Raw genomic sequence first — 26239 nt, 5'->3', positions numbered from 1 at the left:
AGACGATCACATAAAGACTCCCTAATATCCGGGGAATGCAATCCGAGCCTGCCATCGAAAGCCGCGCCACCGTGCGCGGTCGCCGCCGCAAACAAGGCAACGGGTCTGCCGAGGGGCCCGTGTTCGTCGACTCCTCCGGGCGCCGGTCCAAGGCGCTGCGGCGGGTCGGCCTCCTCCTCGGCGTCGTCTGCCTCGCCTACACGGGAGTGCTCGGCGCCGCCTTCATGGGCTGGGGAACCTCGCTCACCCCGGACTCGCTGATCCCGGACTTCGCGCGCGCCGGCAACGCCCCCGGCGGCGTGGGACCGCAGGGCGGCATCGGCCGTCAGGCCGGCGTGCCCAGCGGCCGCCCGTCGTCGCTGCCCTCGACCGCCGCCACCTCGTCCGCCTCCGCATCCGCCACCGCCGACTGACCGGAAACGCAGGCCTCTCCCCATGACTACACCGACGTCCTCACGCGGCCGCAGGCGCGCCCCCTCCCGCATCGAGCGGGCGGCGGGCAGGGCCGCGGCGCTGCAGAAACCACGTGTCATCCTCGCGCTGCTGCTCCTGCTGGCGCTGACCTGCGTGATGCTGCTCGACGGCTATCTGCGCGCAGAGGTCGGCGGCGACCAGCGGGTCCGCACCGGCGCCAGCTCCAGCAAGGTGCCGGACAAGGTCCTCGACGGCGGCCCGATCCTCACCTTCCGGGGCGGCCAGGCGACCACCGTCTCGGTCCCCTCCAAGACCATCGCCCTCACCTTCGACGACGGCCCGAACCCGACCTACACCCCGCAGGTCCTCAAGATCCTCGAGCAGTACGACGTGCCCGCCACGTTCTTCCTGGTCGGCTCGATGGTGTCGCGCTACCCGAGCATCGTGAAGACGATGGTCCAGCAGGGCAACGAGGTCGGCATCCACACGTTCACGCACGTCGACCTGTCCTACCAGAGCGACGCCCGCGTCAACCGCGAGATGCAGCAGACGCAGCTCGCGCTGGCGGGCGCGGCCGGCATCACCACGACCCTCTTCCGTGCGCCGTACTCCTCCGAGACCGACGCCATCGACAACTACAGCTGGCCGGTCTACAAGAAGCTCGGAGACGAGGGCTACACCAGCGTCTTCGTCGACACCGACAGCGACGACTGGAAGAAGCCGGGCGTCTCGAAGATCGTCAAGTGGGCGACGCCGAGCGGCACCAAGGGCGCCTCGGTCCTCTTCCACGACGCCGGTGGCGAGCGCTCGCAGACGATCAAGGCGCTGCCGCAGTACATCAAGAAGATGAAGGCGAAGGGCTACACCTTCACCACCATCAGCGGCGTCATCGAGAAGCGGAACACCGCGGGCCGGCAGGCCGCCGCCGCGAGCACCGGCTCCAGCGGCCAGACCACCACCGGGCTCACCGAGGCCGGCGTGACCGGCACCGGCACCGGCACCGGCACCGGGACCGGGACCGGCTCCCAGCCCGGCACCGGCACCGGTACCGCCCCGAACGGCACCGGACCGAACGGAGAGGGCGGCACCGCCCCCAACGGCGGCACAGGCACCGGCACCGGCACCGGCGCCGCCACCGTCTCCCGCCTCCAGGCCGCCCATCGCACGGCCAGCGGCATGACCCTCTACGAGGGCAAGGCGCTGATCGTGGCGGTCGCGATAGCCGAGTGGGCTCTCCCGGTCCTCTCCGCTCTGCTGTTCGTCGTCGGCGTCGCGGTCATGGGCCGCTTCGGGATGATGCTGCTCATCGCCCGCCGCCACTACCGGCTGCGCAACAAACGCCGGTTCAGCTGGGGGGCGACGGTCACCAGACCGGTGAGCGTGATCGTCCCGGCCTACAACGAGAAGGAGTGCATCGCCAACACCCTGGAGTCGCTGGCGCAGAGCACCCATCCGATCGAGGTCATCGTCGTCGACGACGGTTCCACGGACGGCACCTCGGAGATCGCCCGCGCCGCCGCCGACAAGCTCGGCATGCCCAACGTCCGGGTCATCCGCCAGGAGAACGCGGGCAAGCCGGCCGCCCTCAACAACGGGGTGCGCAACGCCAGTTACGACATCGTCGTGATGATGGACGGCGACACCGTCTTCGAGCCGGACACCGTACGGCACCTCGTGCAGCCGTTCGCCGACCCCGAGGTCGGCGCGGTCGCCGGCAACGCCAAGGTCGGCAACCGCAACACGATCATCGGCGCCTGGCAGCACATCGAGTACGTGATGGGCTTCAACCTCGACCGGCGCATGTACGACCTGCTGCGCTGCATGCCGACGATCCCCGGCGCGATCGGCGCCTTCCGCCGCGAGGCGGTCCTGGAGGTCGGCGGCATGAGCGAGGACACCCTCGCCGAGGACACCGACATCACCATCGCCATGCACCGCGCGGGCTGGCGGGTCGTCTACCAGGAGCACGCCAAGGCCTGGACGGAGGCGCCCGGTTCGCTGAAGCAGCTGTGGTCCCAGCGCTACCGCTGGTCCTACGGCACCATGCAGGCCCTGTGGAAGCACCGCAAGTCCCTGACGGACAAGGGCCCGTCGGGCCGCTTCGGCCGCGTCGGCATGCCCCTGGTCGTCCTCTTCCAGATCGTCACCCCGGTCTTCGCCCCGCTCATCGACGTCTTCACGATCTACTCGATGATCTTCGTCGACTTCGAGGCGGCCCTGCTCGCCTGGCTCGCCGTCCTCTGCATCCAACTGGCCTGCGCGGCCTACGCGTTCCGCCTGGACAAGGAGAAGTACCGCTACCTCGCGATGATGCCGCTGCAGCAGCTGGCCTACCGTCAGATGATGTACCTCGTCCTCATCCACTCCTGCATCACCGCCCTCACCGGCGGCCGCCTGCGCTGGCAGAAACTCAAGCGCACGGGCGAGGTCGGCACCCCGGCGGGGGTGAGCAGCTGATGACCTGGGACCAGCAGAACCCGTACCAGCAGAACTACAACGGCTACGACTACGGCCCCTACGGCCAGCCCCAGTACGCCCAGCAGCCGTACCCGCAACAGCAGCAGTACACCGACTACGGCTACACCCCGGCACCTGACCAGACGGCCCCCCTGCCCCTGGTGGAACCGGAGCCGCAACCGCAACCGGCACCCGACTCAACTGCTGTGGGCAATCCTTCCGCAGGGCGGAACGGGTGGGCACAGCCCAAAGCGCCGGGCACGGAAACAACTGACGCCAAGGACACCGACCTCTCTCGGCCCAAGCCCCCTGCAAGGGACCGGTACTTCGACACCCTCCGCGCCGTCGCCCTCATAAGGGTCGTCACCTACCACACCTTCGGCTGGGCCTGGTGCGGCATGGTGTTCCCCTCCATGGGCATCATGTTCGGCCTCGCCGGCACCCTCATGGCGAAGTCCCTGGAGCGCCCGGCGCTCAAGGTGGTCAGGAGCCGGCTCCGCCGCCTCCTCCCGCCCTTCTGGTTCTGGGGCTTCTTCGTCGTGCTGGCGATGCTGATCCACGACTGGATGCCGGGCTGGCAGATCGTCTACTGGATCGTGCCGCTCGGCGACCCGCCGGGCAACGCGTGGGGCGAGCAGGCCTGGGAGATCCTCTGGTACCTGCGCACGTACCTCTGGTTCGTCCTCCTCTCCCCGGCCCTGCTGTGGATCTTCCGCAAGGCGCCGATCCCGGTGCTCCTGGCGTCGCTGGCCCCGATCCTGGTCCTGAACTTCGTCTGGTCCGGCCCCGACAACCGCTTCGGCAGCGCCCTGTGGGACCTGTCGACGTACCTCTTCTGCTGGATCCTCGGCTTCGCGCACCGCGACGGCGTGCTCCAGCGGATGAAGCCGGCCCTGGTGGTCGTCGGCTCGCTCGCCGCCGTCGGCTACGGCGGCTGGTACGCCTTCTCGCACCAGGCCGACTTCGGCACCTACGACCTGGACGAGAACCCCCTCGCACAGGCCTTCTGGTCGGCCGGGTTCGTGATGCTGCTGATGTGGGCGAAGGCGTACTTCAAGATCGACTTCGCCTGGCTGACCCGCTACAAGAAGCTCGACCGGACGGTCACGATCTTCAACGCCCGCGCGGTGACGATCTACCTCTGGCACGAGATCGCCCTGGTCCTCGCGGTCCCGCTGATCGACCAGATGTGGAACGTGCCCGCGTTCGAGAAGTGGCTCCCGCTGGACAGCCAGTGGTTCATGTTCGGCGTCGGCTGGATCCTGATCGCGGTGTTCGTCGTGGCGTGCGGCTGGGTGGAGGACGTGGCCGCGAAGAAGAAGCCGAAGCTTCTCCCCTGAGGGCGTGCTGCAAGAATGGCGAGCGTGACCCGCGCTTCCCTGAACAAGCAGCCGCACGAAGTCGCCTCGATGTTCGACGACGTGGCGGAACGGTACGACCTGGCCAACGACGTCCTGTCGCTGGGCCAGGACCGGCAGTGGCGGAAGGAGGTCGCCAAGGCGGTCGACGCGCGCCCCGCCCAGAAGATCCTGGACCTGGCGGCCGGCACGGGCACCTCCTCCCAGCCGTTCGTCCGGGCCGGTGCCTACGTCGTGCCCTGCGACTTCTCCCTGGGGATGCTCCAGGTCGGCAAGCGGCGCAACGCCTGGATGCCCTTCACCGCGGGGGACGCCACCCGGCTGCCGTTCGGCGACGACACCTTCGACGCCGTGACGATCTCCTTCGGGCTGCGCAACGTCCAGGACACCGACGCGGCCCTGCGCGAGATGTACCGGGTGACGCGGCCCGGCGGCCGGGTCGTGATCTGCGAGTTCTCGCACCCGACCTGGGCGCCCTTCCGGACCGTCTACACCGAGTACCTGATGCGCGCACTGCCGCCGGTCGCCCGCGTGGTCTCCTCCAACCCGGACGCCTACGTCTACCTCGCCGAGTCCATCCGCGCCTGGCCCGACCAGCCCGCCCTGGCCGGACGGCTGCGCGAGGCGGGCTGGTCGCAGGTGGCCTGGCGCAACCTCACCGGCGGGATCGTCGCCCTGCACCGGGGCTTCAAGGAGGCCTGAGCCCCGACCAGGGACTCACAGGCTGCTCACCTCGAAGGCGTCCCCGGGCCGGTCCAGCTCCCGTTGCAGTCCGCCCGTCGGCGGCCGCGGGATGCGTGGCTCGCGCACGCCCCCGCCGCCCTCGCCCTCACCGAAGTCGAACCACACGTACACCATCGAGTCCTGCGGCACCTCGGCACCGGGCTGTGGGAACTGGCGTACGACGTACTCGACGACCGTGAGATGGAAGTCCGGCCGGTCCGGCGCGTTGAGGAACAGGCCTCGCGCCCGGGCGGTCTCGCGCGCGTCCACGGCCATCAGGCCGACCAGCCGTGGCACGCGCACTTCGGGTGTTTTGGGTGTTATTTGCACAGATGTCACCCCCAGCGGTACTGGAAGGGTAACCCCCGGCACATGGCGGCCGGAAGCGCCAAGTGTCTTTCTGTAACAGATCGTTACTCTGTGTAATCGACTGTGCTGTCGCCCCGCAGGTCGAGCCGGAAGCAGAGCGCCTCCTCGGGGAGCCGCGGGTGCGGGAACGTCCCGGCCGGTTCCATCCCGAGGCGCCGGGTGACCGCGACGGACCGCTCGTTCCCCGGCCGCACCATCGCCACCACGTTCGGCACGCCCGCCGCCCGCAGCCGCCCCAGCGTCATGTGCGCCGCCGCCGTCACGTACCCCTTGCCCCAGTGGGCACGCCCGAGCCGCCAGCCGATCTCGATCTCGCCCCTGGGGCCCCAGTCCGGCGCCCACGGCTGGGCGCCCGTGAAACCGATGACCTCTCCGGCCTCGTCGGTCATCGTCCACAGGCAGAAGCCGAGCTCCGCGTCGTGCCGGCGCTGGCGGGCGGTGAGCTCCTCGTAGACGGACAGCTCGGCGGACCTGCCGCCGTAGAACTCCATGACCTCCGGGTCGTCGAACACCCGATGCCAGGCGAACGCGTCCTCGTGCGTGGGTACACGCAGCCGTACCGCGGGGAGAGCTCGGTTCACAGGGGCAGCCCTTCAGCCGGGTGATCAGTACCGCTGAATAGACTGCCCATGTCCAGTGCCGGTCGGCACGCGATTTCGAGCCTTGGGGAGACCCTGCCGTGACCGAGCCCCTCTCCGAAAACACCGCCGATGTCATCGTCGTCGGCGCGGGGCCAGCCGGCTCCACGACGGCGTACCACCTCGCCAAGTCCGGTCTGGACGTACTCCTGCTGGAGAAGACCGAGTTCCCGCGCGAGAAGGTGTGCGGCGACGGACTCACCCCGCGCGCGGTGAAGCAGCTGGTCGCCATGGGTGTCGACATCTCCGAGGAGGCCGGCTGGCTGCGCAACAAGGGCCTGCGCATCATCGGCGGCGGCAGTCGCCTGCAGCTGGACTGGCCGGATCTCGCCTCCTTCCCCGACTACGGCCTGGTCCGCAAACGCGACGACTTCGACGAACAGCTCGCCCGCCAGGCGCAGAAGGCGGGCGCCCGCCTCTTCGAGCGCTGCAACGTCGGCGCCCCGATCGTCGACGAGCGCACCGGCCGGATCACCGGCGTGCACGCCAAGCTCGGCGAGGAGAAGCGCGAAGTCACCTTCCACGCGCCGCTCGTCGTGGCCGCCGACGGCAACTCCACCCGGCTCTCCCTCGCGATGGGCCTGCACCGCCGCGAGGACCGCCCGATGGGCGTGGCCGTCCGGACCTACTTCACCTCCCCCCGCCACGAGGACGACTACCTGGAGTCCTGGCTGGAACTCTGGGACCGCCGCGGCCCCCAGGACCGCCTGCTGCCCGGCTACGGCTGGATCTTCGGCATGGGCGACGGCACCTCCAACGTCGGTCTGGGCGTCCTGAACACCTCCGACTCCTTCAAGGAACTGGACTGGCGCGAGGTCCTCAAGGCCTGGTGCGCCTCCATGCCCGAGGACTGGGGCTACACCCCCGAGAACATGACCGGCCCGATCCGCGGCGCCGCCCTGCCCATGGCCTTCAACCGCCAGCCCCACTACACGCGCGGCCTGCTCCTCGTCGGCGACGCCGGCGGCCTGGTGAACCCCTTCAACGGCGAGGGCATCGCCTACGCCATGGAGTCCGGCCAGATCGCCGCCGACGTCATCGTCCAGGCCCACGCGAGGGCCACCCCCAGCGGGCGCGAGATGGCCCTGCAGCGCTACCCGCGCGTCCTCAAGGACACCTACGGCGGCTACTACACGCTGGGCCGGGCCTTCGTGAAGCTCATCGGCAACCCGAAGGTCATGCAGATCGCGGCCCAGCGCGGCCTGACCCACCCGCTGCTGATGAAGTTCACCCTGAAGCTCCTCGCGAATCTCACCGACCCGACCGGCGGCGACGCGATGGACCGGATCATCAACGGCCTGAGCAAGGTGGCCCCGAAGGCGTGACCGCCCTCGCTACGAGGTGAGCGCCTCGATGTTGGCGGCCCGGCGGGCGTAGACGTCCTCCCGCCGGTCCGTCATCTGCCGCAGCGCTTCCTTCCGCTCCCGCTTGGATAGCCGGTCGAGATACACGCGCCCGTTCACATGGTCGGTCTCGTGCGCCAGGCAGCGGGCGAAATACCCCGTTCCCTCAAGGGTGAGCGGATTGCCCTCCTTGTCCTGTCCGTGCACGACCGCCCGGTCCTGCCGCGGCACCTCCATCGTGGCGCCCGGCACCGACAGGCATCCCTCGCTGTCGTCGAGCAGCCGTCGCCCGGCCGGGCTCGGCGCCTCCAGCACGGGGTTGGCGATGTGTCCGACATGTCGGACACCGTGGTCGTCGGGGCAGTCGTACACGAACAGTCGCAGATCGACCCCGACCTGGTTCGCGGCGAGGCCGGCTCCCTCGGCGACGTACATGGTGAGGAACATGTCGTCGATCAGTGCGGCGAGGTCGGGACCGAACTCGGTGACGTCACGGCACGGCTTGTGCAGGACGTCCTCACCGGTCTCGGTGATCCGGCGCACCGAACCGCGCCGGGCCTCGGGGGCGTGCCGGGGGTAGTGGTCCATGGGGTTTCCCTGGACGAAGACGCGTGGCATCGCGGTGTCTCCTTCTCGGATCTCGGGGCCGCCGGCTCTCTGCGAGCGGCCTGCATCGAGCATCCCAGGAGTCACCGGATCGCGGGCGAGGCTGTGGAAAACCCTCGCAGTGGCCCGTGACCTGTGGAAAACCGGGAGAAGGGGGGCGCCGGCGCAGGGGTGACCTCTGCCGGTGCCGGGCGCGCCGGAAGGGCCGCTGCCCCCGAGCGGCTGCGGCCCTACCGTGCTTGTGCGATGCCTGAGTTGTCCTTGTTGCCCGGGTTGTTGCCCAGGCGGTCAGAGCACCCGCACCGCGCCGGTCGGCGGGTCGTACGACAGCGGGTGCTCACCGACGCCGCTGGAGGGGTTCTGCGCGCCGACGAACATGCCGTCGCCGACGTACACCGCCACGTGGTAGGCGCTGCCGGCGCTGCCCCAGTAGAGGATGTCGCCGGGCTGGAGGTTGCTCAGCGAGACCTGGGTGCCCTGCGTCGACTGGTCCTGGGAGACGCGCGGCAGGCTGACACCGACCGACTTGAAGGCGGCCTGGACGAGACCCGAGCAGTCCCACGAGTTGGGGCCCGTGCCGCCGGAGACGTAGGCGTCACCGATCTGGGCCTTCACGAAGGCGACCACGGCGGCGGCCGAACCGGTCGCCGTGGACGTGCTCGTGGAGCTGCTGGAGCTCGTGGAGGCGCTCAGGGTGGTCCGCTCGGCGCTGCGCGAGGCGGCGCGCTCTGCGGCGGCCTTGCGGGCCTCCTCGGCCTTCTTCTTCTTGGCCGCGGCCTTCTGCTTCGCCTCGGCAAGGTCCGCCTTTGCCTGCTTCGCGGCATTTGCGGCGGCCTCGTTGCGCTCGGCCTGGAGGGTGTAGTTCGCCGCGGCCTGCTGCGTGGCGTCGGCGGACTGGGCCACCTGGGTGGCCAGATCGGCCGTCAGGGTGGGCAGTTCGAGCGTCTGCGTCACGGGTTCGGCGGCGCTCGCCGAGGCCGCGCCCGCCGCTGCCATGCCGAGGACGCCACTGGCAACTCCGGCACGCACGGCGATGTTCGTCGTCGCGCTGCGGCGGGGCTTCCGGTGGCTGCGTATGTGAGCGGTGTGGGACATGGGAACAACTGGTACCAGGGGCTCCTTCATATCTTCAAGAAACGTGTGCTGCGCCACAGTTGCTCAATCGAGACTGTGAATCCCTCGCATGTCTTTCTTTATTGACGCCGTAACGGACATTGCGGACGCTCGCGATCAAGCCCGTGATCACGCCCTTTCGCTGTTACGTCCGAATTGCCCGCGACGTACCACCGGTTCGGATGGTTGGCCAAGCCCGGTTCTCAGGCGCCTCTCATGGATGTGGCGGAGGTCACGGAACGGTTACCGGGAGAGGTGCGTCTCGCGCGTCCCGGGTTCGTGAACGCGTGCACACGTCCACATCGCCCCTCACGCCTCCCTCTGATGTGTGAATGCGGCTCACTATCAAGGCACCCTGTCCACCGCGAATTTGCATGCAGGAGAACCCTCTTGATATAGAGACGCCTGCCCGAAACCCCCTCCTGTCTGCATCGACGGTCGAAAATGTCACTTCTGGTGATCAGCTGAACGCTTCGCGTGTGAAGATCACTACTCATCCGACTTCATGATCGATCGTCAGGTGGTGGAGATCACAAAGCTTGTGTAATACCCCGTGTCGCAGATCACAGAGCGGCGGGCATAAGATGCGAGGCAGTTGGGCTTGTGACCTGCTTCACATGTTCGCGATCTTCGCCCGGGACGCGCGGGGTTCGCGGGACGGATGAGGCAGGTGGGGAGCCCGATCCGAACCGCCACCAGTCAGTGCCGACTGAGAGGAGCGAGGAGCGGTGAACGCCTATGCGCCCATCCTCGTACTGGGAGCCCTCGGGGCAGGCTTTGCGATCTTCTCCGTGGTCATGGCCACGCTGATCGGTCCGAAGCGGTACAACCGCGCGAAGCTCGAAGCCTACGAGTGCGGTATCGAGCCGACCCCCACGCCGGCCGGCGGCGGGCGTTTCCCGATCAAGTACTACCTGACGGCGATGCTCTTCATCGTCTTCGACATCGAGATCGTCTTCCTCTACCCCTGGGCCGTCACCTTCGACGCCCTGGGTGTTTTCGGGCTCGTGGAGATGCTGCTCTTCGTGCTCACCGTCTTCGTCGCCTACGCGTACGTCTGGCGGCGCGGCGGCCTGGAATGGGACTGAGGGGCCTTTAGACATGGGACTCGAAGAAAAGCTGCCGAGCGGATTCCTGCTGACCACCGTCGAGCAGGCCGCGGGCTGGGTGCGCAAGGCGTCCGTCTTCCCCGCCACCTTCGGCCTCGCCTGCTGCGCCATCGAGATGATGACCACCGGCGCCGGCCGCTACGACCTGGCCCGCTTCGGCATGGAGGTCTTCCGCGGCTCACCCCGCCAGGCCGACCTCATGATCGTCGCCGGCCGGGTCAGCCAGAAGATGGCGCCGGTGCTCAGGCAGGTCTACGACCAGATGCCCAACCCCAAGTGGGTGATCTCCATGGGCGTCTGTGCCTCCTCGGGCGGCATGTTCAACAACTACGCGATCGTCCAGGGCGTCGACCACATCGTGCCCGTGGACATCTACCTGCCCGGCTGCCCGCCGCGCCCCGAGATGCTGATGGACGCGATCCTCAAGCTCCACCAGAAGATCCAGACCTCCAAGCTCGGCGTCAACGCGAAGGAAGCGGCCCGGGAGGCGGAGGAGGCGGCGCTCAAGGCCCTGCCCACGATCGAGATGAAGGGGCTGCTGCGGTGAGCGACGCGAACGGCCACAACGGGGTCAACCCCGAGAAGGACCTGGCCGCCGACAACCTCCCGGGCCAGCGCGGCCAGGGCGGCGAGGAGATCCGCGTCCAGCGCGGCATGTTCGGCGCCAACAACGGCGGCGACACCTCCGGCTACGGCGGCCTGGTCCGCTCGGTCCGGCTCCCGGGACCGGCGACCCGCCCCTACGGCGGCTGGTTCGACGAGGTCGCCGACGAGCTGGAGGGCGCACTGGAGGAGCAGGGACTCCTCCCGGACAACGCCATCGAGAAGACGGTCGTCGACCGCGGCGAGCTCACCTTCCACATCGAACGCGAGCACCTGCCGCGCGTCGCCCGCACCCTGCGCGACGACCCGGCCCTGCGCTTCGAGCTGTGCACCGGCGTCAGCGGCGTCCACTACCTGCACGACAAGGGCCGCGAGCTGCACGCCGTCTACCACCTGCGCTCGATCACCCACAACCGGCTGATCCGCCTGGAGGTCAGCGCCCCGGACGCCGACCCGCACATCCCGTCCCTGGTCCCGGTCTATCCGACCAACGACTGGCACGAGCGCGAGACCTACGACTTCTTCGGGATCGTCTTCGACGGTCACCCGGCCCTGACGCGGATCATGATGCCGGACGACTGGCAGGGCCATCCGCAGCGCAAGGACTACCCCCTCGGCGGCATTCCCGTCGAGTACAAGGGCGCCCAGATCCCGGCTCCGGACCAGCGGAGGTCGTACTCATGAGCACGCAGCACGCAACTCCGCGGGAGACCACCGAGGGCACCGTATACACGGTCACCGGCGGCGACTGGGACGAGATCGTCCAGTCCGCGGCCCGCGCCGACGACGAACGCATCGTCGTCAACATGGGGCCCCAGCACCCGTCCACCCATGGAGTGCTCCGCCTCATCCTGGAGATCGACGGCGAGACCGTCACCGAGGCCCGCTGCGGCATCGGCTACCTCCACACCGGCATCGAGAAGAACCTCGAGTTCCGCACGTGGACGCAGGGCACCACGTTCGTGACGCGCATGGACTACCTGACGTCCTTCTTCAACGAGACCGCCTACTGCCTCGCCGTCGAGAAGCTCCTCGGCATCGAGGACCAGATCACCGAGCGCGCCAAGATCGTCCGGGTGCTCCTGATGGAGCTCAACCGGCTCTCCTCCCACCTGGTGTGCATCGCCACCGGCGGCATGGAGCTCGGCGCCACCACGATCATGATCTACGGCTTCCGCGATCGTGAAATGATTCTCGATCTCTACGAGCTCATCACCGGTCTGCGGATGAACCACGCGTACATCCGCCCCGGCGGCCTCGCCCAGGACCTGCCGCCCGGCGCGGTCGACCAGATCCGCGAGTTCGTGAAGAAGATGCGCAAGAACCTCCCGGAGTACGACAAGCTCGCCACCGGGAACCCCATCTTCAAGGCCCGCATGCAGGACATCGGCTACCTCGACCTGGCCGGCTGCATGGCCCTCGGCGCCACCGGCCCGATCCTGCGCTCCGCCGGCCTGCCGCACGACCTGCGCAAGGCGCAGCCGTACTGCGGCTACGAGACGTACGACTTCGAGATCCCGACCGCCGACACCTGCGACGCCTACGGCCGCTTCCTGGTCCGCCTGGAGGAGATGCGCCAGTCGCTCGGGATCGTCGAGCAGTGCCTGGACCGGCTCCAGCCCGGACCGGTCATGGTTGCCGACAAGAAGATCGCCTGGCCCGCCCAGCTGGCCCTCGGGCCGGACGGACTCGGCAACTCCCTCGACCACATCAAGAAGATCATGGGCACCTCCATGGAGGCCCTGATCCACCACTTCAAGCTGGTCACCGAGGGCTTCCGGGTCCCGCCCGGGCAGGTCTACGCGGCCGTCGAGTCGCCCAAGGGCGAACTCGGTGTGCACGCCGTGTCCGACGGCGGCACCCGCCCCTACCGGGTCCACTTCCGCGACCCGTCCTTCACCAACCTGCAGGCCATGGCGGCGATGTGCGAGGGCGGCCAGGTCGCCGACGTCATCGTCGCCGTCGCGTCCATCGACCCCGTGATGGGAGGCGTCGACCGGTGACCACCTCTTCCTCGGAGCGCGGTATCAGCCTGGGCATGCCCGAGCTGCCCGCGCCCGCCTACCCGGACGACGTCCGGGCCCGCCTGGAGGCGGACGCGCGCGAGATCATCGCCCGCTACCCCGACTCCCGGTCCGCCCTGCTGCCGCTGCTGCACCTCGTGCAGGCGGAGGAGGGCCATGTCACGCGCACCGGGATGCGGTTCTGCGCGGACGTCCTGGAGCTGACCACCGCCGAGGTCACCGCCGTCGCCACCTTCTACACCATGTACCGGCGCAGGCCCTCCGGCGACTACCAGGTGGGCGTCTGCACCAACACCCTGTGCGCGGTCATGGGCGGCGACGCGATCTTCGAGACCCTGCAGGAGCACCTGGGCGTCGGCAACGGCGAGACCACCGGCGACGGCAAGGTCACCCTGGAGCACATCGAGTGCAACGCGGCCTGCGACTTCGCCCCGGTGGTGATGGTCAACTGGGAGTTCTTCGACAACCAGACCCCGGCCAGCGCCAAACGCCTGGTCGACGACCTCCGCGCGGGCCGGGACGTCGAGCCCACCCGCGGCGCCCGGCTCTGCACCTTCAAGGAGACCGCGCGGATCCTGGCCGGCTTCCCCGACGAACGGCCCGGTGCCGTCGAGGACAGCGGCAGCGCCGGACCCGCCTCACTGGTGGGCCTGCGCCTGGCCAAGGGCGAGACCGCACGCGTGGTCCATCCGCGCGCCCAGGGATCCCAGGAAGCACCGTCCGCAGAGGAGGGGGAGTGATGACGGTGGCACCCGACCTGAAGGACACCAGTCCGGAGAAGCTGCTGGCACCCGTGCTGTCGGCCTTCTGGGACGAGGACCGGTCCTGGAGCCTGGACGTCTACCGCAGGCACGACGGCTACGAGGGGCTCCGCAAGGCGCTCGCCATGTCGCCCGACGACCTGATCGCCTACGTCAAGGAGTCCGGACTGCGCGGCCGCGGCGGCGCGGGGTTCCCCACCGGGATGAAGTGGCAGTTCATTCCACAGGGAGACGGCAAACCGCACTATCTAGTTGTCAACGCCGACGAATCGGAACCCGGGACCTGCAAGGACATCCCGCTCCTCTTCGCCAACCCGCACAGCCTCATCGAGGGCATCGTGATCGCGTGCTACGCCATCCGGTCGTCGCATGCCTTCATCTATCTGCGTGGTGAGGTGGTCCCCGTCCTGCGGCGGCTGCACGAGGCCGTGCGCGAGGCCTACGCGGCCGGCTTCCTCGGCGAGAACATCCTCGGCAGCGGACTCGACCTCACCCTCACCGTGCACGCCGGCGCCGGCGCGTACATCTGCGGTGAGGAGACCGCGCTGCTCGACTCGCTCGAAGGCCGCCGCGGTCAACCGCGGCTCCGTCCCCCCTTCCCGGCTGTCGAAGGGCTCTACGCCTGCCCGACTGTTGTGAACAACGTCGAGTCCATCGCCTCGGTTCCCGCCATCCTCCACAAGGGCAAGGAATGGTTCAGGTCGATGGGGAGCGAGAAGTCGCCCGGCTTCACGCTGTACTCCCTCAGCGGCCATGTGGCGAGCCCCGGCCAGTACGAGGCACCGCTCGGCATCACCCTGCGCCAGCTCCTCGACATGAGCGGCGGGATGCGGCCCGGCCACCGCCTGAAGTTCTGGACCCCGGGCGGCTCCTCGACGCCGATGTTCACCGACGAGCACCTCGACGTCCCCCTGGACTACGAAGGAGTGGGCGCCGCCGGTTCCATGCTCGGCACGAAAGCACTCCAGTGCTTCGACGAGACCACCTGCGTCGTCCGCGCCGTCACCCGCTGGACCGAGTTCTACGCCCACGAGTCCTGCGGCAAGTGCACCCCCTGCCGCGAAGGCACCTACTGGCTGGTGCAGCTGCTCCGCGACATCGAGGCAGGCAAGGGCGTGATGTCCGACCTCGACAAGCTGAACGACATCGCCGACAACATCAACGGCAAGTCCTTCTGCGCCCTCGGCGACGGCGCAGCGTCCCCGATCTTCTCCTCGTTGAAGTACTTCCGCGAGGAGTACGAACAGCACATCACGGGCCGGGGCTGCCCCTTCGACCCGGCCAAGTCGACGGCCTGGGCGGACCGCCCGGAGGTGAACGCATGACCGTGACCACGAGTTCCCCCTCCTCGGGGGGAACGGCGGCGGTCCCGCCGGAGGACCTCGTCACGCTGACGATCGACGGCGTCGAGATCAGCGTGCCCAAGGGCACCCTGGTCATCCGCGCCGCCGAGCAGATCGGCATCGAGATCCCGCGCTTCTGCGACCACCCCCTGCTGGACCCGGTCGGCGCCTGCCGCCAGTGCATCGTCGAGGTCGAGGGCCAGCGCAAGCCCATGGCCTCCTGCACGATCACCTGTACGGACGGGATGGTGGTGAAGACTCACCTCACCTCGCCCGTGGCCGAGAAGGCCCAGCACGGCGTGATGGAGCTGCTGCTCATCAACCACCCGCTGGACTGCCCGGTCTGCGACAAGGGCGGCGAGTGCCCGCTGCAGAACCAGGCGATGTCGCACGGCAACGCCGAGTCCCGCTTCGAGGGCCGCAAGCGCACCTACGAGAAGCCGGTCCCGATCTCCACCCAGGTGCTCCTGGACCGCGAGCGGTGCGTGCTGTGCGCGCGCTGCACCCGGTTCTCCAACCAGGTCGCCGGCGACCCGATGATCGAGCTGCTGGAGCGCGGCGCGCTCCAGCAGGTCGGCACCGGCGAGGGCGACCCGTTCGAGTCGTACTTCTCCGGGAACACCATCCAGATCTGCCCGGTGGGCGCGCTGACCTCGGCGGCGTATCGCTTCCGCTCCCGGCCCTTCGACCTGATCTCCTCGCCGTCGGTGTGCGAGCACTGCTCGGGCGGCTGCGCCACCCGCACCGACCACCGGCGCGGCAAGGTCATGCGGCGGCTCGCCGCCAACGACCCCGAGGTCAACGAGGAGTGGATCTGCGACAAGGGACGCTTCGGGTTCCGGTACACGCAGCAGAAGGACCGCCTGGAGACCCCGCTGGTCCGCAACTCCCTGGGCGTGCTCGAACCCGCCTCCTGGCCGGAGGCCCTCGACGCGGCCGCGCAGGGCCTGGCCGCCGCCCGCTCCCGGGCCGGTGTCCTCACCGGCGGACGGCTCACCGTCGAGGACGCCTACGCGTACAGCAAGTTCGCGCGCGTGGCCCTCGACACCAACGACATCGACTTCCGCGCCCGCGTGCACAGCGGCGAGGAGGCCGACTTCCTCGCCGCCCGGGTCGCCGGGCGCGGCCGCGACCTCGACGGGACGGGCGTCACCTACACCTCCCTGGAGAAGGCGCCCGCCGTCCTGCTCGTCGGGTTCGAGTCGGAGGAGGAGGCACCCGGCGTCTTCCTGCGGCTGCGCAAGGCCTGGCGCAAGCACAAGCAGCGGGTGTTCTCCCTCGCCACGTACCCCACGCGCGGGCTGGAGAAGGCGGGCGGCACGCTGCTGCCGGCCGCTCCCGGCACCGAGACCGAGTGGCTGGACGCCCTCGCGAGCGGCGTCGGCCTGGAGGAGCCCGGCTCCCGGGCCGCCGAGGCGCTGCGCACCGACGGCGCGGTGATCGTCGTAGGAGAGCGGCTGGCATCGGTCGCCGGCGGACTCACCGCCGCCGTACGGGCCGCCACCGCCACCGGCGCCCAGCTGGTGTGGATCCCGCGCCGGGCCGGTGAGCGCGGCGCGGTCGAGGCCGGTGCGCTGCCCTCGCTGCTGCCGGGCGGCCGTCCGGCCACCGACCCGCGCGCGCGTGAGGAGGTCGCCGCCGCCTGGGGCGTCTCCGAACTCCCGCTCCGCTACGGCCGCGACACCGGCCAGATCGTCGAGGCCGCCGCCCGCGGCGAACTCTCCGCCCTGCTGGTCGCCGGCGTCGAGGTCGCCGACCTGCCCGACCCGGCACGCGCGCGTGCGGCACTCGAAGCCGTCGGCTTCCTGGTCTCGCTGGAGCTGCGGCCCAGCGAGGTCACCGAGCACGCCGACGTCGTCCTGCCGGTCGCCGCGGTCGCCGAGAAGGCCGGCACCTTCCTCGACTGGGAAGGCAGGGCGCGTCTCTTCGAGGCCGTCCTCAAGCCCGAGCAGATGACCCGGCCGCTGCCGCCCACCGACGCGCGCGTGCTGCAGATGCTCGCCGACGCCATGGACGTCCACCTGGGCCTGCCCGACCTGCGCACCGCGCGGGCGGAGCTGGACCGGCTCGGCGCCTGGGACGGAACCAAGGCCTCCGACCCGCTGGAGACGGCGGCAACGCTGCCCAGGCCCGCCGCCGGGGAGGCCGTGCTCGCCGGGCACCGGCTCCTCCTCGACCAGGGCCTCCTCCAGGAGGGCGACGAGGCACTGGCCGGCACCCGGCACGCAGCCCACGCGCGCGTGTCCGCCGCGACCGCCGCCGAGGCGGGCGTCGAGAACGGCGGCCTCATCGCCGTCACCGGGGGCTCGGGCACCGTCGAACTCCCGCTCCGGATCACCGAGATGCCCGACCGCGTGGTCTGGCTCCCGCTGAACTCGGTCGGCGGCGGCGTCGCCTCCGACACCGGGGCACTGCCCGGCTCCCTCGTCCGCATCGGCCCGGCGGCCACCGCCGGCGAGGCCCCCAAGGAGGTGGAGGCATGAGCCCGTACTTCGCCGCTGAAGACCTCTCCATGTTCGGCCGCGACCCGTGGTGGCTGGTTGTCATCAAGGCGGTCTTCTGCTTCGCCTTCCTGATGGTGACCGTGCTGATCTCCATCGTCATGGAGCGCAAGGTCGTCGCCTGGATGCAGCTGCGCATCGGCCCCAACCGGCACGGCCCCTGGGGCATGCTCCAGTCGCTCGCCGACGGCATCAAGCTGATGCTGAAGGAAGACGTCGTCGTCAAACGCGCCGACAAGGTCGTCTACATCCTCGCGCCGATCGTCGCGGCGATCCCGGCGTTCATGGCCATCGCGGTCATCCCGTTCGGCCCGGCCGACAACGAGATCTCCATCTTCGGCCACCGCACCACGATGCAGCTCACCGACCTGCCGATCGCGATGCTCTACATCCTCGCGGTCGCCTCCGTCGGCATCTACGGCATCGTGCTCGCCGGCTGGAGCTCCGGCTCCACCTACCCGCTCCTCGGCGGCCTGCGCTCCTGCGCCCAGATGATCTCCTACGAGATCGCCATGGGCGCCGCGTTCGCCTCCGTGTTCCTGTACTCCGGGTCGATGTCGACGTCCACGATCGTCGACCAGCAGCAGGGCCGCTGGTACATCCTGCTGCTGCCGGTCTCGTTCATCATCTACGTCGTCACCATGATCGGCGAGACCAACCGGGCCCCCTTCGACATGCCCGAGTCCGAGGGCGACCTGGTCGGCGGCTTCAACACCGAGTACTCGTCGATCAAGTTCGCGATGTTCATGCTCGCCGAGTACGTCAACATGGTGACCGTCTCGGCCGTGTCGACCACCCTCTTCCTCGGCGGCTGGCGGGCCCCGTGGCCGATCAGCACGGTCTGGGCGGGTGCCAACCACGGCTGGTGGCCGATGCTCTGGTTCGTCGCCAAGGTCGTGCTGCTGCTGTTCGGCTTCGTCTGGGTGCGCGGCACGCTCCCGCGCGTGCGCTACGACCAGCTGATGAAGCTCGGCTGGAAGGTCCTCATCCCGGTCTCCGTGGTCTGGCTGATGCTGGTCGCGACCGTCCGGACCCTGCGCAACCAGAACTACGACTTCGCCGACATCGCGCTCTACGTCGGCGGCGGAGTCCTCGCCCTGCTGCTCCTGTCCTTCGTCGTCGACATCTTCCGCGACAAGGGCAAGGAAGCCGTGCAGCCGGCCGCCGAGCCGGCCGCGTTCGACCCGATGGCGGGCGGCTTCCCCGTACCGCCGCTACCCGGACAGGAACTGCCGCCGGTGCCCCGGCGCAGCCCCCGCCGGGAGCGGGAGCTGATTGTCAGTGGCGGACCCGACACTGTCAGTGACGGACCTTCGGATGGAAAGGAGGCGTCCGATGGCTGAGGAGCCCAAGGAGACCAAGCCCGGTTTCCAGAATCCCGTGGCCGGCTTCGGCGTGACCTTCAAGGCCATGTTCAAGAAGCGGCTGACCGAGCAGTACCCGGAGCAGAAGAAGACCACGGCCCCGCGGTTCCACGGACGGCACCAGCTCAACCGCCATCCGGACGGCCTGGAGAAGTGCGTCGGCTGCGAGCTGTGCGCCTGGGCCTGCCCCGCCGACGCCATCTACGTGGAGGGCGCCGACAACACCGACGAGGAGCGCTACTCGCCGGGCGAGCGCTACGGCCGCGTCTACCAGATCAACTACGCCCGCTGCATCCTGTGCGGCCTGTGCATCGAGGCGTGCCCCACACGCGCGCTGACGATGACCAACGAGTTCGAACTGGCCGACAGCAGCCGCGCCAACCTCATCTACACCAAGGAACAGCTCCTCGCCGGCCTCGAAGAGGGCATGGTCGACACCCCTCACTCGATCTTCCCGGGGGCCGACGAACAGGACTACTACCGGGGCCTGGTGACCGAGGCCGCCCCGGGGACCGTGCAGCAGGTCGCCGTCTCCAAGGGTGAGAAGCCCGAGGAGCAGGAGCGGGAGGTGGACGCATGAGCCCGCAACTCGCCGCCTACGCCACCTCCACCGGCGAGGCCTTCCAGTTCTGGGTCCTCGGCACCGTCGCGGTGATCGGCGCCCTCTCCACCGTCTTCATGAAGAAGGCCGTGCACAGCGCGCTGTCGCTCGCCGGAACCATGATCGTCCTGGCGGTGTTCTACCTCGCCAACGGCGCCTACTTCCTCGGCATCGTGCAGATCGTCGTCTACACCGGCGCGATCATGATGCTGTTCCTCTTCGTGGTGATGCTGGTCGGCGTGACCGCCGCCGACTCCCTGCAGGAGACCATCAAGGGCCAGCGCTGGCTGGCCCTTCTCTGCGGGGTCGGCTTCGGTGTCCTGCTCTTCGCGGGCATCGCCAACGCCTCCCTGAAGAACTTCGAGGGCACCGGCCAGGCCAACGCCAACGGCAACGTGGAGGGCCTCGCCGCCCTCATCTTCACCAAGTACGTCTTCGCCTTCGAAATCACCGGCGCCCTGCTGATCACGGCCGCCGTCGGCGCCATGGTGCTCACCCACCGGGAGCGCACCGAGCGGGCCAAGACCCAGCGCGAGCAGTCCGAGCAGCGTGTCCGCGACGGCAAGCACCTGCCGCCGCTGCCCGCCCCCGGCGTCTACGCCCGGCACAACGCCGTGGACATCGCCGGCCTGCTCCCCGACGGCACCCCGTCGGAGCTCACCGTCAGCAAGACGCTCCGCGACCGCGGCCAGATGCGTGACGTGTCCGCTCAGGCGCTGGGCGACCTGCGGGCCCTGGAACAGCGCTCCGAGGAGCGGCTGGAGCGGACCCCGGTCGAGCCCACGCACTTCAAGCGCAGCGAGGAGGCGTCGAAGTGAGCCCCGTCTACTACCTCTACCTCGCCGCCCTGTTGTTCACGATCGGCGCCACCGGTGTGCTGATCAGACGGAACGCGATCGTCGTCTTCATGTGCATCGAGCTGATGCTGAATGCCTGCAACCTCGCGTTCGTCGTCTTCTCCCGGATGCACGGCAATCTCGACGGCCAGATCATCGCCTTCTTCACGATGGTCGTCGCCGCCGCGGAGGTCGTGGTCGGGCTCGCGATCATCGTGTCGCTGTTCCGTACCCGCCACTCGGCCTCGGTCGACGACGCCAGCCTGATGAAGCTGTAAGGGGTCGCTGAATCGTGGAGAACCTGATTGCGCTGCTGATCGCGGCGCCCCTGCTCGGAGCGGCCGTCCTGCTCGTCGGCGGCCGACGCCTGGACGCCGTAGGACACTGGATCGGCACGATCCTCTCGACGACGTCCTTCGTGTTCGGCGTCATCCTCTTCGCCGACCTGCTCGGCAGGAGCACCGACGACCGCACCCTGATGCAGCACCTGTTCACCTGGGTCCCGGTGGCCGGTTTCCAGGCGGACGTCACCTTCCGCCTCGACCAGCTGTCGATGACGTTCGTCCTGCTGATCACCGGCGTCGGCTCGCTCATCCACCTGTACTCGGTCGGGTACATGGAGCACGACGAGCGCCGCCGCCGCTTCTTCGGCTATCTCAACCTGTTCCTCGCGGCGATGCTGCTGCTCGTCCTCGCCGACAACTACCTGCTGCTGTACGTCGGCTGGGAGGGCGTCGGCCTCGCCTCCTACCTGCTGATCGGCTTCTGGCAGCACAAGCCCAGTGCGGCGACGGCGGCCAAGAAGGCCTTCCTCGTCAACCGGGTCGGCGACATGGGCCTGTCGATCGCGATCATGCTGATGTTCACGACGTTCGGCACGTTCGCCTTCGGCCCGGTCCTCAGCCACGCCACCGACGCCTCCGAGGGCAGGCTCACCGCGATCGGCCTGATGCTGCTGCTCGCCGCCTGCGGCAAGTCCGCCCAGGTCCCGCTGCAGTCCTGGCTCGGGGACGCCATGGAGGGCCCGACCCCGGTCTCGGCCCTCATCCACGCGGCGACCATGGTGACCGCGGGTGTGTACCTGATCGTCCGCTCCGGAGCCATCTTCAACGCGGCCCCCGACGCCCAGCTCGTCGTCACCGTCGTCGGCGCCGTCACCCTCCTCTTCGGTGCGATCGTCGGTTGCGCGAAGGACGACATCAAGAAGGCCCTCGCCGGCTCGACCATGTCGCAGATCGGCTACATGGTGCTCGCCGCCGGCCTCGGCCCGATCGGCTACGTCTTCGCGATCATGCACCTGGTGACGCACGGCTTCTTCAAGGCCGGGCTGTTCCTCGGCGCCGGTTCGGTCATGCACGGCATGAACGACGAGGTCGACATGCGCAGGTACGGCGGCCTGCGTACATACATGCCGATCACCTTCATCACCTTCGGCCTCGGCTACCTCGCGATCATCGGCTTCCCGGGCCTGTCCGGCTTCTTCTCCAAGGACAAGATCATCGAGGCGGCGTTCGCCAAGGGCGGCACCGAGGGCTGGATCCTCGGCACCTGCGCCCTGGTCGGCGCGGCCATCACCGCGTTCTACATGACGCGCGTGATGCTGATGACGTTCTTCGGCGAGAAGCGCTGGCAGCCCGACGAGCACGGCCACGAGCCGCACCCGCACGAGTCCCCGAAGGTCATGACCATCCCGATGATCGTCCTGGCGATCGGCTCGGTCTTCGCCGGCGGCTTCTTCAGCATCGGCGACCGCTTCCTGCACTGGCTGGAGCCGATCACCGGCCACAGCGAGGGCGACTCCCCGCTCAGCGCGGGCGCCGTCACCGGCGCCACCATGGTCTGCCTGATCATCGGTGTCGGCATCGCCTACCTCCAGTACGGCCGCCGTCCGGTCCCCGCCGTCGCCCCGCGCGGTTCGCTGCTCACCCGCGCGGCCCGCCGCGACCTCCTCCAGGACGACTTCAACCACGTCGTCCTGGTCCGCGGCGGCGAACACCTCACCCGCTCCCTGGTGTACGTCGACCACACCCTGGTCGACGGCGTCGTCAACGGCACGGCAGCGGGCTTCGGCGGACTCTCCGGACGGCTGCGCAAGCTCCAGAACGGCTACGCGCGCTCGTACGCGGTCTCGATGTTCGGCGGCGCTGCCCTCCTGGTCGCCGCGACCCTGCTGATGAGGGCGGTCTGATACCGATGTCCTTTCCTCTGCTGACAGCGACGGCGGTCCTCCCGGCCGTCGGCGCGGTCGCCACGGCAGCCGTACCGGCCGCCCGGCGCACCGCCGCCAAATGGCTCGCGCTGCTGGTCTCGCTCGCCACGCTCGTCCTGGCGATCGTCGTCATGGTCCGCTTCGACCCCGGCGGCGCCCGCTACCAGCTCACCGAATCCCACGCCTGGATCGCGGACTTCGGGGTCCGCTACGAACTGGGCGTCGACGGCATCGCGGTCGTCCTGATCGCGTTGACCGCCCTGCTGATGCCGTTCATCATCCTGGCCGGCTGGCACGACGCCGACCCGCTGGAGACCGGCAGCAAGCGGTGGCGGCCCACCCAGGGCTTCTTCGCCCTGATCCTGGCCGTCGAGGCGATGGTGGTCATCTCGTTCGAGGCCACCGACGTCTTCCTCTTCTACATCTTCTTCGAAGCCATGCTCATCCCGATGTACTTCCTCATCGGCGGCTTCGGGGACCGCGCCCACGCGCAGGGCGAGGAGGCCGCGTCGACGCAACGGTCGTACGCCGCCGTGAAGTTCCTCCTCTACAACCTGGTCGGCGGCCTGATCATGCTGGCCGCGGTGATCGGCCTCTACACGGTCGCCGGGAACTTCTCCCTCGCCGAGATCGCGCAGGCCCGCGCGAACGGCACGCTGCACATGGCGACCAGCACCGAACGCTGGCTGTTCCTCGGCTTCTTCTTCGCCTTTGCGGTGAAGGCGCCGCTGTGGCCGCTGCACACCTGGCTGCCCAACGCCATGCAGGAGTCCACCGCCCCGGTCGCCGTCCTCATCACCGCGGTCGTCGACAAGGTGGGCACGTTCGCGATGCTCCGCTTCTGCCTCCAGCTCTTCCCGGAGGCGTCGAAGTGGGCGACGCCCACCATCCTGGTCCTCGCGCTGATCAGCATCATCTACGGCGCACTGCTCGCCGTCGGACAGCGCGACATCAAGCGGCTGGTCGCCTACGCGTCCATCTCGCACTTCGGGTTCATCATCATGGGCATCTTCGCGATGACCAGCCAGGGCCAGTCCGGCGCCACCCTCTACATGGTCAACCACGGCATCTCCACCGCCGCGCTGATGCTGGTCGCCGGCTTCCTGATCTCCCGGCGCGGCTCCCGGCTCATCGCCGACTACGGCGGCGTGCAGAAGGTCGCCCCGGTACTCGCCGGCACCTTCCTGATCGGCGGCCTGGCCACCCTGTCGCTGCCCGGACTCGCGCCCTTCGTGAGCGAGTTCCTGGTCCTGGTCGGCACGTTCACGCGCTACCCGGCGATCGGGATCATCGCCACCTTCGGCATCGTCCTCGCCGCGCTCTACACCCTCGTCCTCTACCAGCGGACGATGACGGGCCCGGTGAAACCGGCGGTCTCCTCGATGCCCGACCTCAGGCCACGCGAACTCCTCGTGGTCACCCCGCTGATCGTCCTGCTGATCTTCCTGGGCGTCTATCCGAAGCCCGTCACGGACATCGTCAACCCGGCGGTCAAACAGACCATGTCGGACGTACAGAAGACCGACCCCAAGCCTGCAGTGGAGGCGGCCAAGTGAGCGCAGCAGCCGTCCACAGCCTGTGGACAACAGCAGCCGAGCCGATCTCCAAGATCCCGGCACCGAAGATCGAGTACGGACAGTTGTCGCCCACCCTGATCGTCGTCGGCGCGGCGGTCGTCGGGGTGCTGGTCGAGGCGTTCGTCCCGCGCAAGTCCCGCTACTACGCCCAGGTGTTCGTCTCCGCCGTGGCCCTGTGCGCCGCCTTCGCGGCGGTCGTCGCCCTGGCCGCCGACGGATACGGCACCACCAAGGCGCACATCGCCGCAATGGGCGCCATCGCGGTCGACGGACCCTCCCTGTTCCTCCAGGGAACGATCCTGCTGGCCGGCCTCGTCGGCCTGTTCACCTTCGCCGAACGCCGCCTCGACCCCGAGGCCCACGGCAACCGCGTCGACTCCTTCGCCGCCCAGGCCGCCTCCGTGCCCGGCAGCGACAGCGAAAAGGCCGCGGTGAAGGCCGGCTTCACCACCACCGAGGTCTTCCCGCTCCTGCTCTTCGCCGTCGCCGGCATGCTGGTGTTCCCCTCGGCCAACGACCTGCTGACGCTCTTCGTTGCCCTGGAGGTCTTCTCCCTCCCGCTCTACCTGCTGTGCGCGCTGGCCCGCCGCAAGCGCCTCATGTCGCAGGAAGCCGCCGTCAAGTACTTCCTGCTCGGCGCCTTCGCCTCGGCGTTCACCCTGTTCGGCATCGCCCTGCTCTACGGCTACGCCGGCTCGGTGTCGTACGCCACCATCGCCCAGGTCGTCGACGGCACCGTCACCAGCGTCGACCCGGCCCTCGCCGACACCATGGGCAACGACGCGCTGCTCCTGATCGGCGCCGCGATGGTCGTCATGGGCCTGCTCTTCAAGGTCGGCGCCGTCCCCTTCCACATGTGGACACCCGACGTCTACCAGGGCGCGCCCACCCCGGTGACCGGCTTCATGGCGGCCGCCACCAAGGTCGCCGCGTTCGGCGCGCTGCTGCGTCTGCTGTACGTGGTCCTGCCGGGCATGCGCTGGGACTGGCGGCCGGTCATGTGGGGCGTCGCGATCATCACCATGCTGGGCGGCGCGATCGTCGCGATCACCCAGACCGACATCAAGCGGCTCCTCGCCTACTCGTCGATCGCGCACGCCGGATTCATCCTCGCCGGTGTCATCGCGACGTCGAAGGACGGCGTGTCGTCGGTCCTCTTCTACCTGGCCGCGTACTCCTTCGTGACCATCGGAGCGTTCGCCGTGGTCACCCTGGTGCGCGACGCGGGCGGCGAGGCGACCCACCTGTCCAAGTGGGCGGGGCTCGGCCGCCGCTCACCCCTGGTCGCGGCCGTCTTCGCCGTGTTCCTGCTGGCCTTCGCGGGCATCCCGCTGACCTCCGGCTTCGCCGGGAAGTTCGCCGTCTTCAAGGCGGCGGCCGAGGGCGGCGCGGTCCCGCTGGTCGTGATCGGTGTGATCTCGTCCGCGATCGCCGCGTTCTTCTACATCCGTGTGATCGTGCTGATGTTCTTCAGCGAGCCGAAGCCCGAGGGCCCGACGGTCGCCGTGCCGTCACCGTTCACCATGGCCGCGATCGGCGTCGGCGTGGCGGTCACCCTGGTGCTCGGTGTGGCACCGCAGTACTTCCTGAACCTGGCGAGCCAGGCGGGAGTCTTCGTGCGCTGACCGTTCTCCCGTACGGCCACGGACCCCGGTTCCTCGCGGAGGAGCCGGGGTCCACGCGCGTGCGGCCCAGGACTACGGGCACGTCACCGTCGGGTTCCACAGCGCGAACAGACCGCTCGGATTGTCCTTCCAGATCCAGGCGCGCAGCGTGTACACGGGCCCTGAGACACCCGGAACCGTCGTCGGCCCCTGGAACGACTGCCCGAACAGCGTGGGCGGGGCGGTCCCGGTGCCCGCCCGTACGATCCACTCCACCGCGACCAGGGCACGGCCGCCGTCGGCGTCGGCCTCGTAGAGGAGACCCGCGGGCTCGGCCGGGTCCAGACTGCCGACGCCGGCGGCCCTGACGTAGTGGTAGCCCGCGCCTCCCTTGCCGTTCACGGCGTCCTTGTCGCAGGTGTCGGACCGGGCGTACCCGTCCGTGACCGCGAACGGCTCGTACTGGTAGTCCGCCGTCGCCGTGTACGTCGGGGTCAGATCCGTCCACACGAAGGGGTCGGGATCGGGCACGGGAGCCGCGTCGGCGGGCACCGCGGCCAGAGCGAACGGCACGGCCAGCGCCAGAGCGGCGCCGGCAGTGCGGGACCTGAGAGACATCGTGATGCTCCTTGGGGCGGAAGAGGCACGCGAACGCGACACCTCCGTACAACGCGGGCCTCCCCGGT

General features: G+C 69.2%; 24 protein-coding genes. 19 read left to right on the top strand and 5 right to left on the bottom strand.

Annotation, left to right across the window (positions count from 1 at the left end; genetic code table 11):
* Positions 1 to 35 precede the first annotated feature (35 nt).
* Genes ACFWPQ_RS13675 through ACFWPQ_RS13660 form a run of 4 tightly spaced genes read left to right on the top strand, consistent with a single transcriptional unit; the run spans position 36 to position 4931 of the window.
* Positions 36 to 413, top strand: coding sequence for a hypothetical protein (locus ACFWPQ_RS13675; RefSeq protein ID WP_384032895.1), 378 nt, complete (start codon positions 36 to 38; stop codon positions 411 to 413).
* 22 nt (positions 414 to 435) lie between these two features.
* Complete coding sequence (locus ACFWPQ_RS13670) at positions 436 to 2871, top strand: bifunctional polysaccharide deacetylase/glycosyltransferase family 2 protein (protein WP_384032893.1); 2436 nt, start codon at positions 436 to 438, stop codon at positions 2869 to 2871.
* Complete coding sequence (locus ACFWPQ_RS13665) at positions 2871 to 4211, top strand: acyltransferase (protein WP_384032892.1); 1341 nt, start codon at positions 2871 to 2873, stop codon at positions 4209 to 4211. Before ACFWPQ_RS13670 ends, ACFWPQ_RS13665 begins: the two co-directional genes overlap by 1 nt.
* A gap of 24 nt (positions 4212 to 4235) precedes the next feature.
* A complete protein-coding gene (locus ACFWPQ_RS13660; RefSeq protein WP_384032890.1) occupies positions 4236 to 4931 on the top strand; it encodes a demethylmenaquinone methyltransferase in 696 nt (231 codons plus the stop codon).
* 15 nt (positions 4932 to 4946) lie between these two features.
* On the opposite strand, the gene ACFWPQ_RS13655 is transcribed toward ACFWPQ_RS13660, so the two are convergent.
* Together ACFWPQ_RS13655 and ACFWPQ_RS13650 are read right to left on the bottom strand one after the other, a co-directional pair.
* A complete protein-coding gene (locus ACFWPQ_RS13655; RefSeq protein ID WP_384033216.1) occupies positions 4947 to 5228 on the bottom strand; it encodes a PASTA domain protein in 282 nt (93 codons plus the stop codon).
* A gap of 137 nt (positions 5229 to 5365) precedes the next feature.
* Positions 5366 to 5902, bottom strand: coding sequence for a GNAT family N-acetyltransferase (locus tag ACFWPQ_RS13650; protein ID WP_384032888.1), 537 nt, complete (start codon positions 5900 to 5902; stop codon positions 5366 to 5368).
* Positions 5903 to 6000: 98 nt separating this feature from the next.
* Between ACFWPQ_RS13650 and ACFWPQ_RS13645 the strand changes: the two genes are divergently transcribed.
* Positions 6001 to 7284: a geranylgeranyl reductase family protein gene (locus tag ACFWPQ_RS13645; protein WP_384032886.1), complete on the top strand. Its 1284-nt coding sequence runs from the start codon at positions 6001 to 6003 to the stop codon at positions 7282 to 7284.
* Positions 7285 to 7293: 9 nt separating this feature from the next.
* On the opposite strand, the gene def is transcribed toward ACFWPQ_RS13645, so the two are convergent.
* Entirely contained in the window at positions 7294 to 7920 is a 627-nt protein-coding gene (gene def / locus ACFWPQ_RS13640; protein ID WP_384032885.1) for a peptide deformylase, read from the bottom strand.
* A 276-nt stretch (positions 7921 to 8196) separates the two neighbouring features.
* Positions 8197 to 9003: a C40 family peptidase gene (locus ACFWPQ_RS13635; protein WP_384032883.1), complete on the bottom strand. Its 807-nt coding sequence runs from the start codon at positions 9001 to 9003 to the stop codon at positions 8197 to 8199.
* A 746-nt stretch (positions 9004 to 9749) separates the two neighbouring features.
* Between ACFWPQ_RS13635 and ACFWPQ_RS13630 the strand changes: the two genes are divergently transcribed.
* The 14 genes from ACFWPQ_RS13630 to nuoN are packed head-to-tail and all read left to right on the top strand — an operon-like array spanning position 9750 to position 25574.
* On the top strand, positions 9750 to 10109 hold the full coding sequence (locus tag ACFWPQ_RS13630) for an NADH-quinone oxidoreductase subunit A (protein WP_007383963.1): 360 nt from the start codon (positions 9750 to 9752) through the stop codon (positions 10107 to 10109).
* A 13-nt stretch (positions 10110 to 10122) separates the two neighbouring features.
* Entirely contained in the window at positions 10123 to 10677 is a 555-nt protein-coding gene (locus ACFWPQ_RS13625) for an NADH-quinone oxidoreductase subunit B family protein (protein WP_053654534.1), read from the top strand.
* The gene (locus tag ACFWPQ_RS13620; RefSeq protein WP_384032881.1) at positions 10674 to 11417 is read left to right on the top strand and encodes an NADH-quinone oxidoreductase subunit C; all 744 of its coding nucleotides are present in this window, start codon (positions 10674 to 10676) and stop codon (positions 11415 to 11417) included. The genes ACFWPQ_RS13625 and ACFWPQ_RS13620 overlap by 4 nt, the downstream gene beginning before the upstream one ends.
* Positions 11414 to 12736 carry an NADH-quinone oxidoreductase subunit D gene (locus ACFWPQ_RS13615; RefSeq protein WP_384032880.1) on the top strand — a complete coding sequence of 441 codons (1323 nt, stop codon included), beginning with the start codon at positions 11414 to 11416 and terminating at the stop codon, positions 12734 to 12736. Before ACFWPQ_RS13620 ends, ACFWPQ_RS13615 begins: the two co-directional genes overlap by 4 nt.
* Positions 12733 to 13497: an NADH-quinone oxidoreductase subunit NuoE gene (gene nuoE / locus ACFWPQ_RS13610; protein WP_384032878.1), complete on the top strand. Its 765-nt coding sequence runs from the start codon at positions 12733 to 12735 to the stop codon at positions 13495 to 13497. The genes ACFWPQ_RS13615 and nuoE overlap by 4 nt, the downstream gene beginning before the upstream one ends.
* Positions 13497 to 14843, top strand: coding sequence for an NADH-quinone oxidoreductase subunit NuoF (gene nuoF / locus ACFWPQ_RS13605; RefSeq protein ID WP_384032876.1), 1347 nt, complete (start codon positions 13497 to 13499; stop codon positions 14841 to 14843). Before nuoE ends, nuoF begins: the two co-directional genes overlap by 1 nt.
* Positions 14840 to 17344, top strand: coding sequence for an NADH-quinone oxidoreductase subunit G (locus tag ACFWPQ_RS13600; RefSeq protein ID WP_384032874.1), 2505 nt, complete (start codon positions 14840 to 14842; stop codon positions 17342 to 17344). The genes nuoF and ACFWPQ_RS13600 overlap by 4 nt, the downstream gene beginning before the upstream one ends.
* The gene (gene nuoH / locus ACFWPQ_RS13595; protein WP_384032872.1) at positions 17341 to 18705 is read left to right on the top strand and encodes an NADH-quinone oxidoreductase subunit NuoH; all 1365 of its coding nucleotides are present in this window, start codon (positions 17341 to 17343) and stop codon (positions 18703 to 18705) included. The genes ACFWPQ_RS13600 and nuoH overlap by 4 nt, the downstream gene beginning before the upstream one ends.
* A complete protein-coding gene (nuoI, locus tag ACFWPQ_RS13590; protein ID WP_384032870.1) occupies positions 18698 to 19306 on the top strand; it encodes an NADH-quinone oxidoreductase subunit NuoI in 609 nt (202 codons plus the stop codon). Before nuoH ends, nuoI begins: the two co-directional genes overlap by 8 nt.
* Positions 19303 to 20145: an NADH-quinone oxidoreductase subunit J gene (locus tag ACFWPQ_RS13585; protein ID WP_384032869.1), complete on the top strand. Its 843-nt coding sequence runs from the start codon at positions 19303 to 19305 to the stop codon at positions 20143 to 20145. The genes nuoI and ACFWPQ_RS13585 overlap by 4 nt, the downstream gene beginning before the upstream one ends.
* Positions 20142 to 20441 (top strand): NADH-quinone oxidoreductase subunit NuoK, encoded by a 300-nt coding sequence (gene nuoK / locus ACFWPQ_RS13580; RefSeq protein WP_384032867.1) that lies wholly within the window; start codon positions 20142 to 20144, stop codon positions 20439 to 20441. The genes ACFWPQ_RS13585 and nuoK overlap by 4 nt, the downstream gene beginning before the upstream one ends.
* Positions 20442 to 20455: 14 nt before the next feature.
* Positions 20456 to 22351: an NADH-quinone oxidoreductase subunit L gene (gene nuoL / locus ACFWPQ_RS13575; RefSeq protein ID WP_384032866.1), complete on the top strand. Its 1896-nt coding sequence runs from the start codon at positions 20456 to 20458 to the stop codon at positions 22349 to 22351.
* Positions 22352 to 22356: 5 nt separating this feature from the next.
* Positions 22357 to 23928 carry an NADH-quinone oxidoreductase subunit M gene (locus ACFWPQ_RS13570; RefSeq protein WP_384032864.1) on the top strand — a complete coding sequence of 524 codons (1572 nt, stop codon included), beginning with the start codon at positions 22357 to 22359 and terminating at the stop codon, positions 23926 to 23928.
* A complete protein-coding gene (gene nuoN / locus ACFWPQ_RS13565) occupies positions 23925 to 25574 on the top strand; it encodes an NADH-quinone oxidoreductase subunit NuoN (RefSeq protein ID WP_384032862.1) in 1650 nt (549 codons plus the stop codon). The genes ACFWPQ_RS13570 and nuoN overlap by 4 nt, the downstream gene beginning before the upstream one ends.
* A 72-nt stretch (positions 25575 to 25646) precedes the next feature.
* On the opposite strand, the gene ACFWPQ_RS13560 is transcribed toward nuoN, so the two are convergent.
* The gene (locus ACFWPQ_RS13560) at positions 25647 to 26171 is read right to left on the bottom strand and encodes a hypothetical protein (protein ID WP_384032860.1); all 525 of its coding nucleotides are present in this window, start codon (positions 26169 to 26171) and stop codon (positions 25647 to 25649) included.
* Between the last annotated feature and the right edge of the window lie 68 nt (positions 26172 to 26239).

It is taken from the genome of Streptomyces sp. NPDC058464 (assembly GCF_042721035.1).
In the GTDB taxonomy this organism is placed as follows: domain Bacteria; phylum Actinomycetota; class Actinomycetes; order Streptomycetales; family Streptomycetaceae; genus Streptomyces.
The sequence above is the reverse complement of the archived record's forward strand: the minus strand, read 5'-3'. Positions and strand labels throughout refer to the sequence as shown.

What these genes read in the sequence shown, in the direction of transcription:
- ACFWPQ_RS13675 (WP_384032895.1), top strand. Translation starts at nt 36, where the DNA reads ATGCAATCCGAGCCTGCCATCGAAAGCCGCGCCACCGTGCGCGGTCGC.
- ACFWPQ_RS13670 (WP_384032893.1), top strand. Translation starts at nt 436, where the DNA reads ATGACTACACCGACGTCCTCACGCGGCCGCAGGCGCGCCCCCTCCCGC.
- ACFWPQ_RS13665 (WP_384032892.1), top strand. Translation starts at nt 2,871, where the DNA reads ATGACCTGGGACCAGCAGAACCCGTACCAGCAGAACTACAACGGCTAC.
- ACFWPQ_RS13655 (WP_384033216.1), bottom strand. Translation starts at nt 5,228, where the DNA reads ATGGCCGTGGACGCGCGCGAGACCGCCCGGGCGCGAGGCCTGTTCCTC.
- def (WP_384032885.1), bottom strand. Translation starts at nt 7,920, where the DNA reads ATGCCACGCGTCTTCGTCCAGGGAAACCCCATGGACCACTACCCCCGG.
- ACFWPQ_RS13635 (WP_384032883.1), bottom strand. Translation starts at nt 9,003, where the DNA reads ATGTCCCACACCGCTCACATACGCAGCCACCGGAAGCCCCGCCGCAGC.
- ACFWPQ_RS13625 (WP_053654534.1), top strand. Translation starts at nt 10,123, where the DNA reads ATGGGACTCGAAGAAAAGCTGCCGAGCGGATTCCTGCTGACCACCGTC.
- ACFWPQ_RS13615 (WP_384032880.1), top strand. Translation starts at nt 11,414, where the DNA reads ATGAGCACGCAGCACGCAACTCCGCGGGAGACCACCGAGGGCACCGTA.
- nuoF (WP_384032876.1), top strand. Translation starts at nt 13,497, where the DNA reads ATGACGGTGGCACCCGACCTGAAGGACACCAGTCCGGAGAAGCTGCTG.
- ACFWPQ_RS13600 (WP_384032874.1), top strand. Translation starts at nt 14,840, where the DNA reads ATGACCGTGACCACGAGTTCCCCCTCCTCGGGGGGAACGGCGGCGGTC.
- nuoH (WP_384032872.1), top strand. Translation starts at nt 17,341, where the DNA reads ATGAGCCCGTACTTCGCCGCTGAAGACCTCTCCATGTTCGGCCGCGAC.
- nuoI (WP_384032870.1), top strand. Translation starts at nt 18,698, where the DNA reads ATGGCTGAGGAGCCCAAGGAGACCAAGCCCGGTTTCCAGAATCCCGTG.
- ACFWPQ_RS13585 (WP_384032869.1), top strand. Translation starts at nt 19,303, where the DNA reads ATGAGCCCGCAACTCGCCGCCTACGCCACCTCCACCGGCGAGGCCTTC.
- ACFWPQ_RS13570 (WP_384032864.1), top strand. Translation starts at nt 22,357, where the DNA reads ATGTCCTTTCCTCTGCTGACAGCGACGGCGGTCCTCCCGGCCGTCGGC.
- ACFWPQ_RS13560 (WP_384032860.1), bottom strand. Translation starts at nt 26,171, where the DNA reads ATGTCTCTCAGGTCCCGCACTGCCGGCGCCGCTCTGGCGCTGGCCGTG.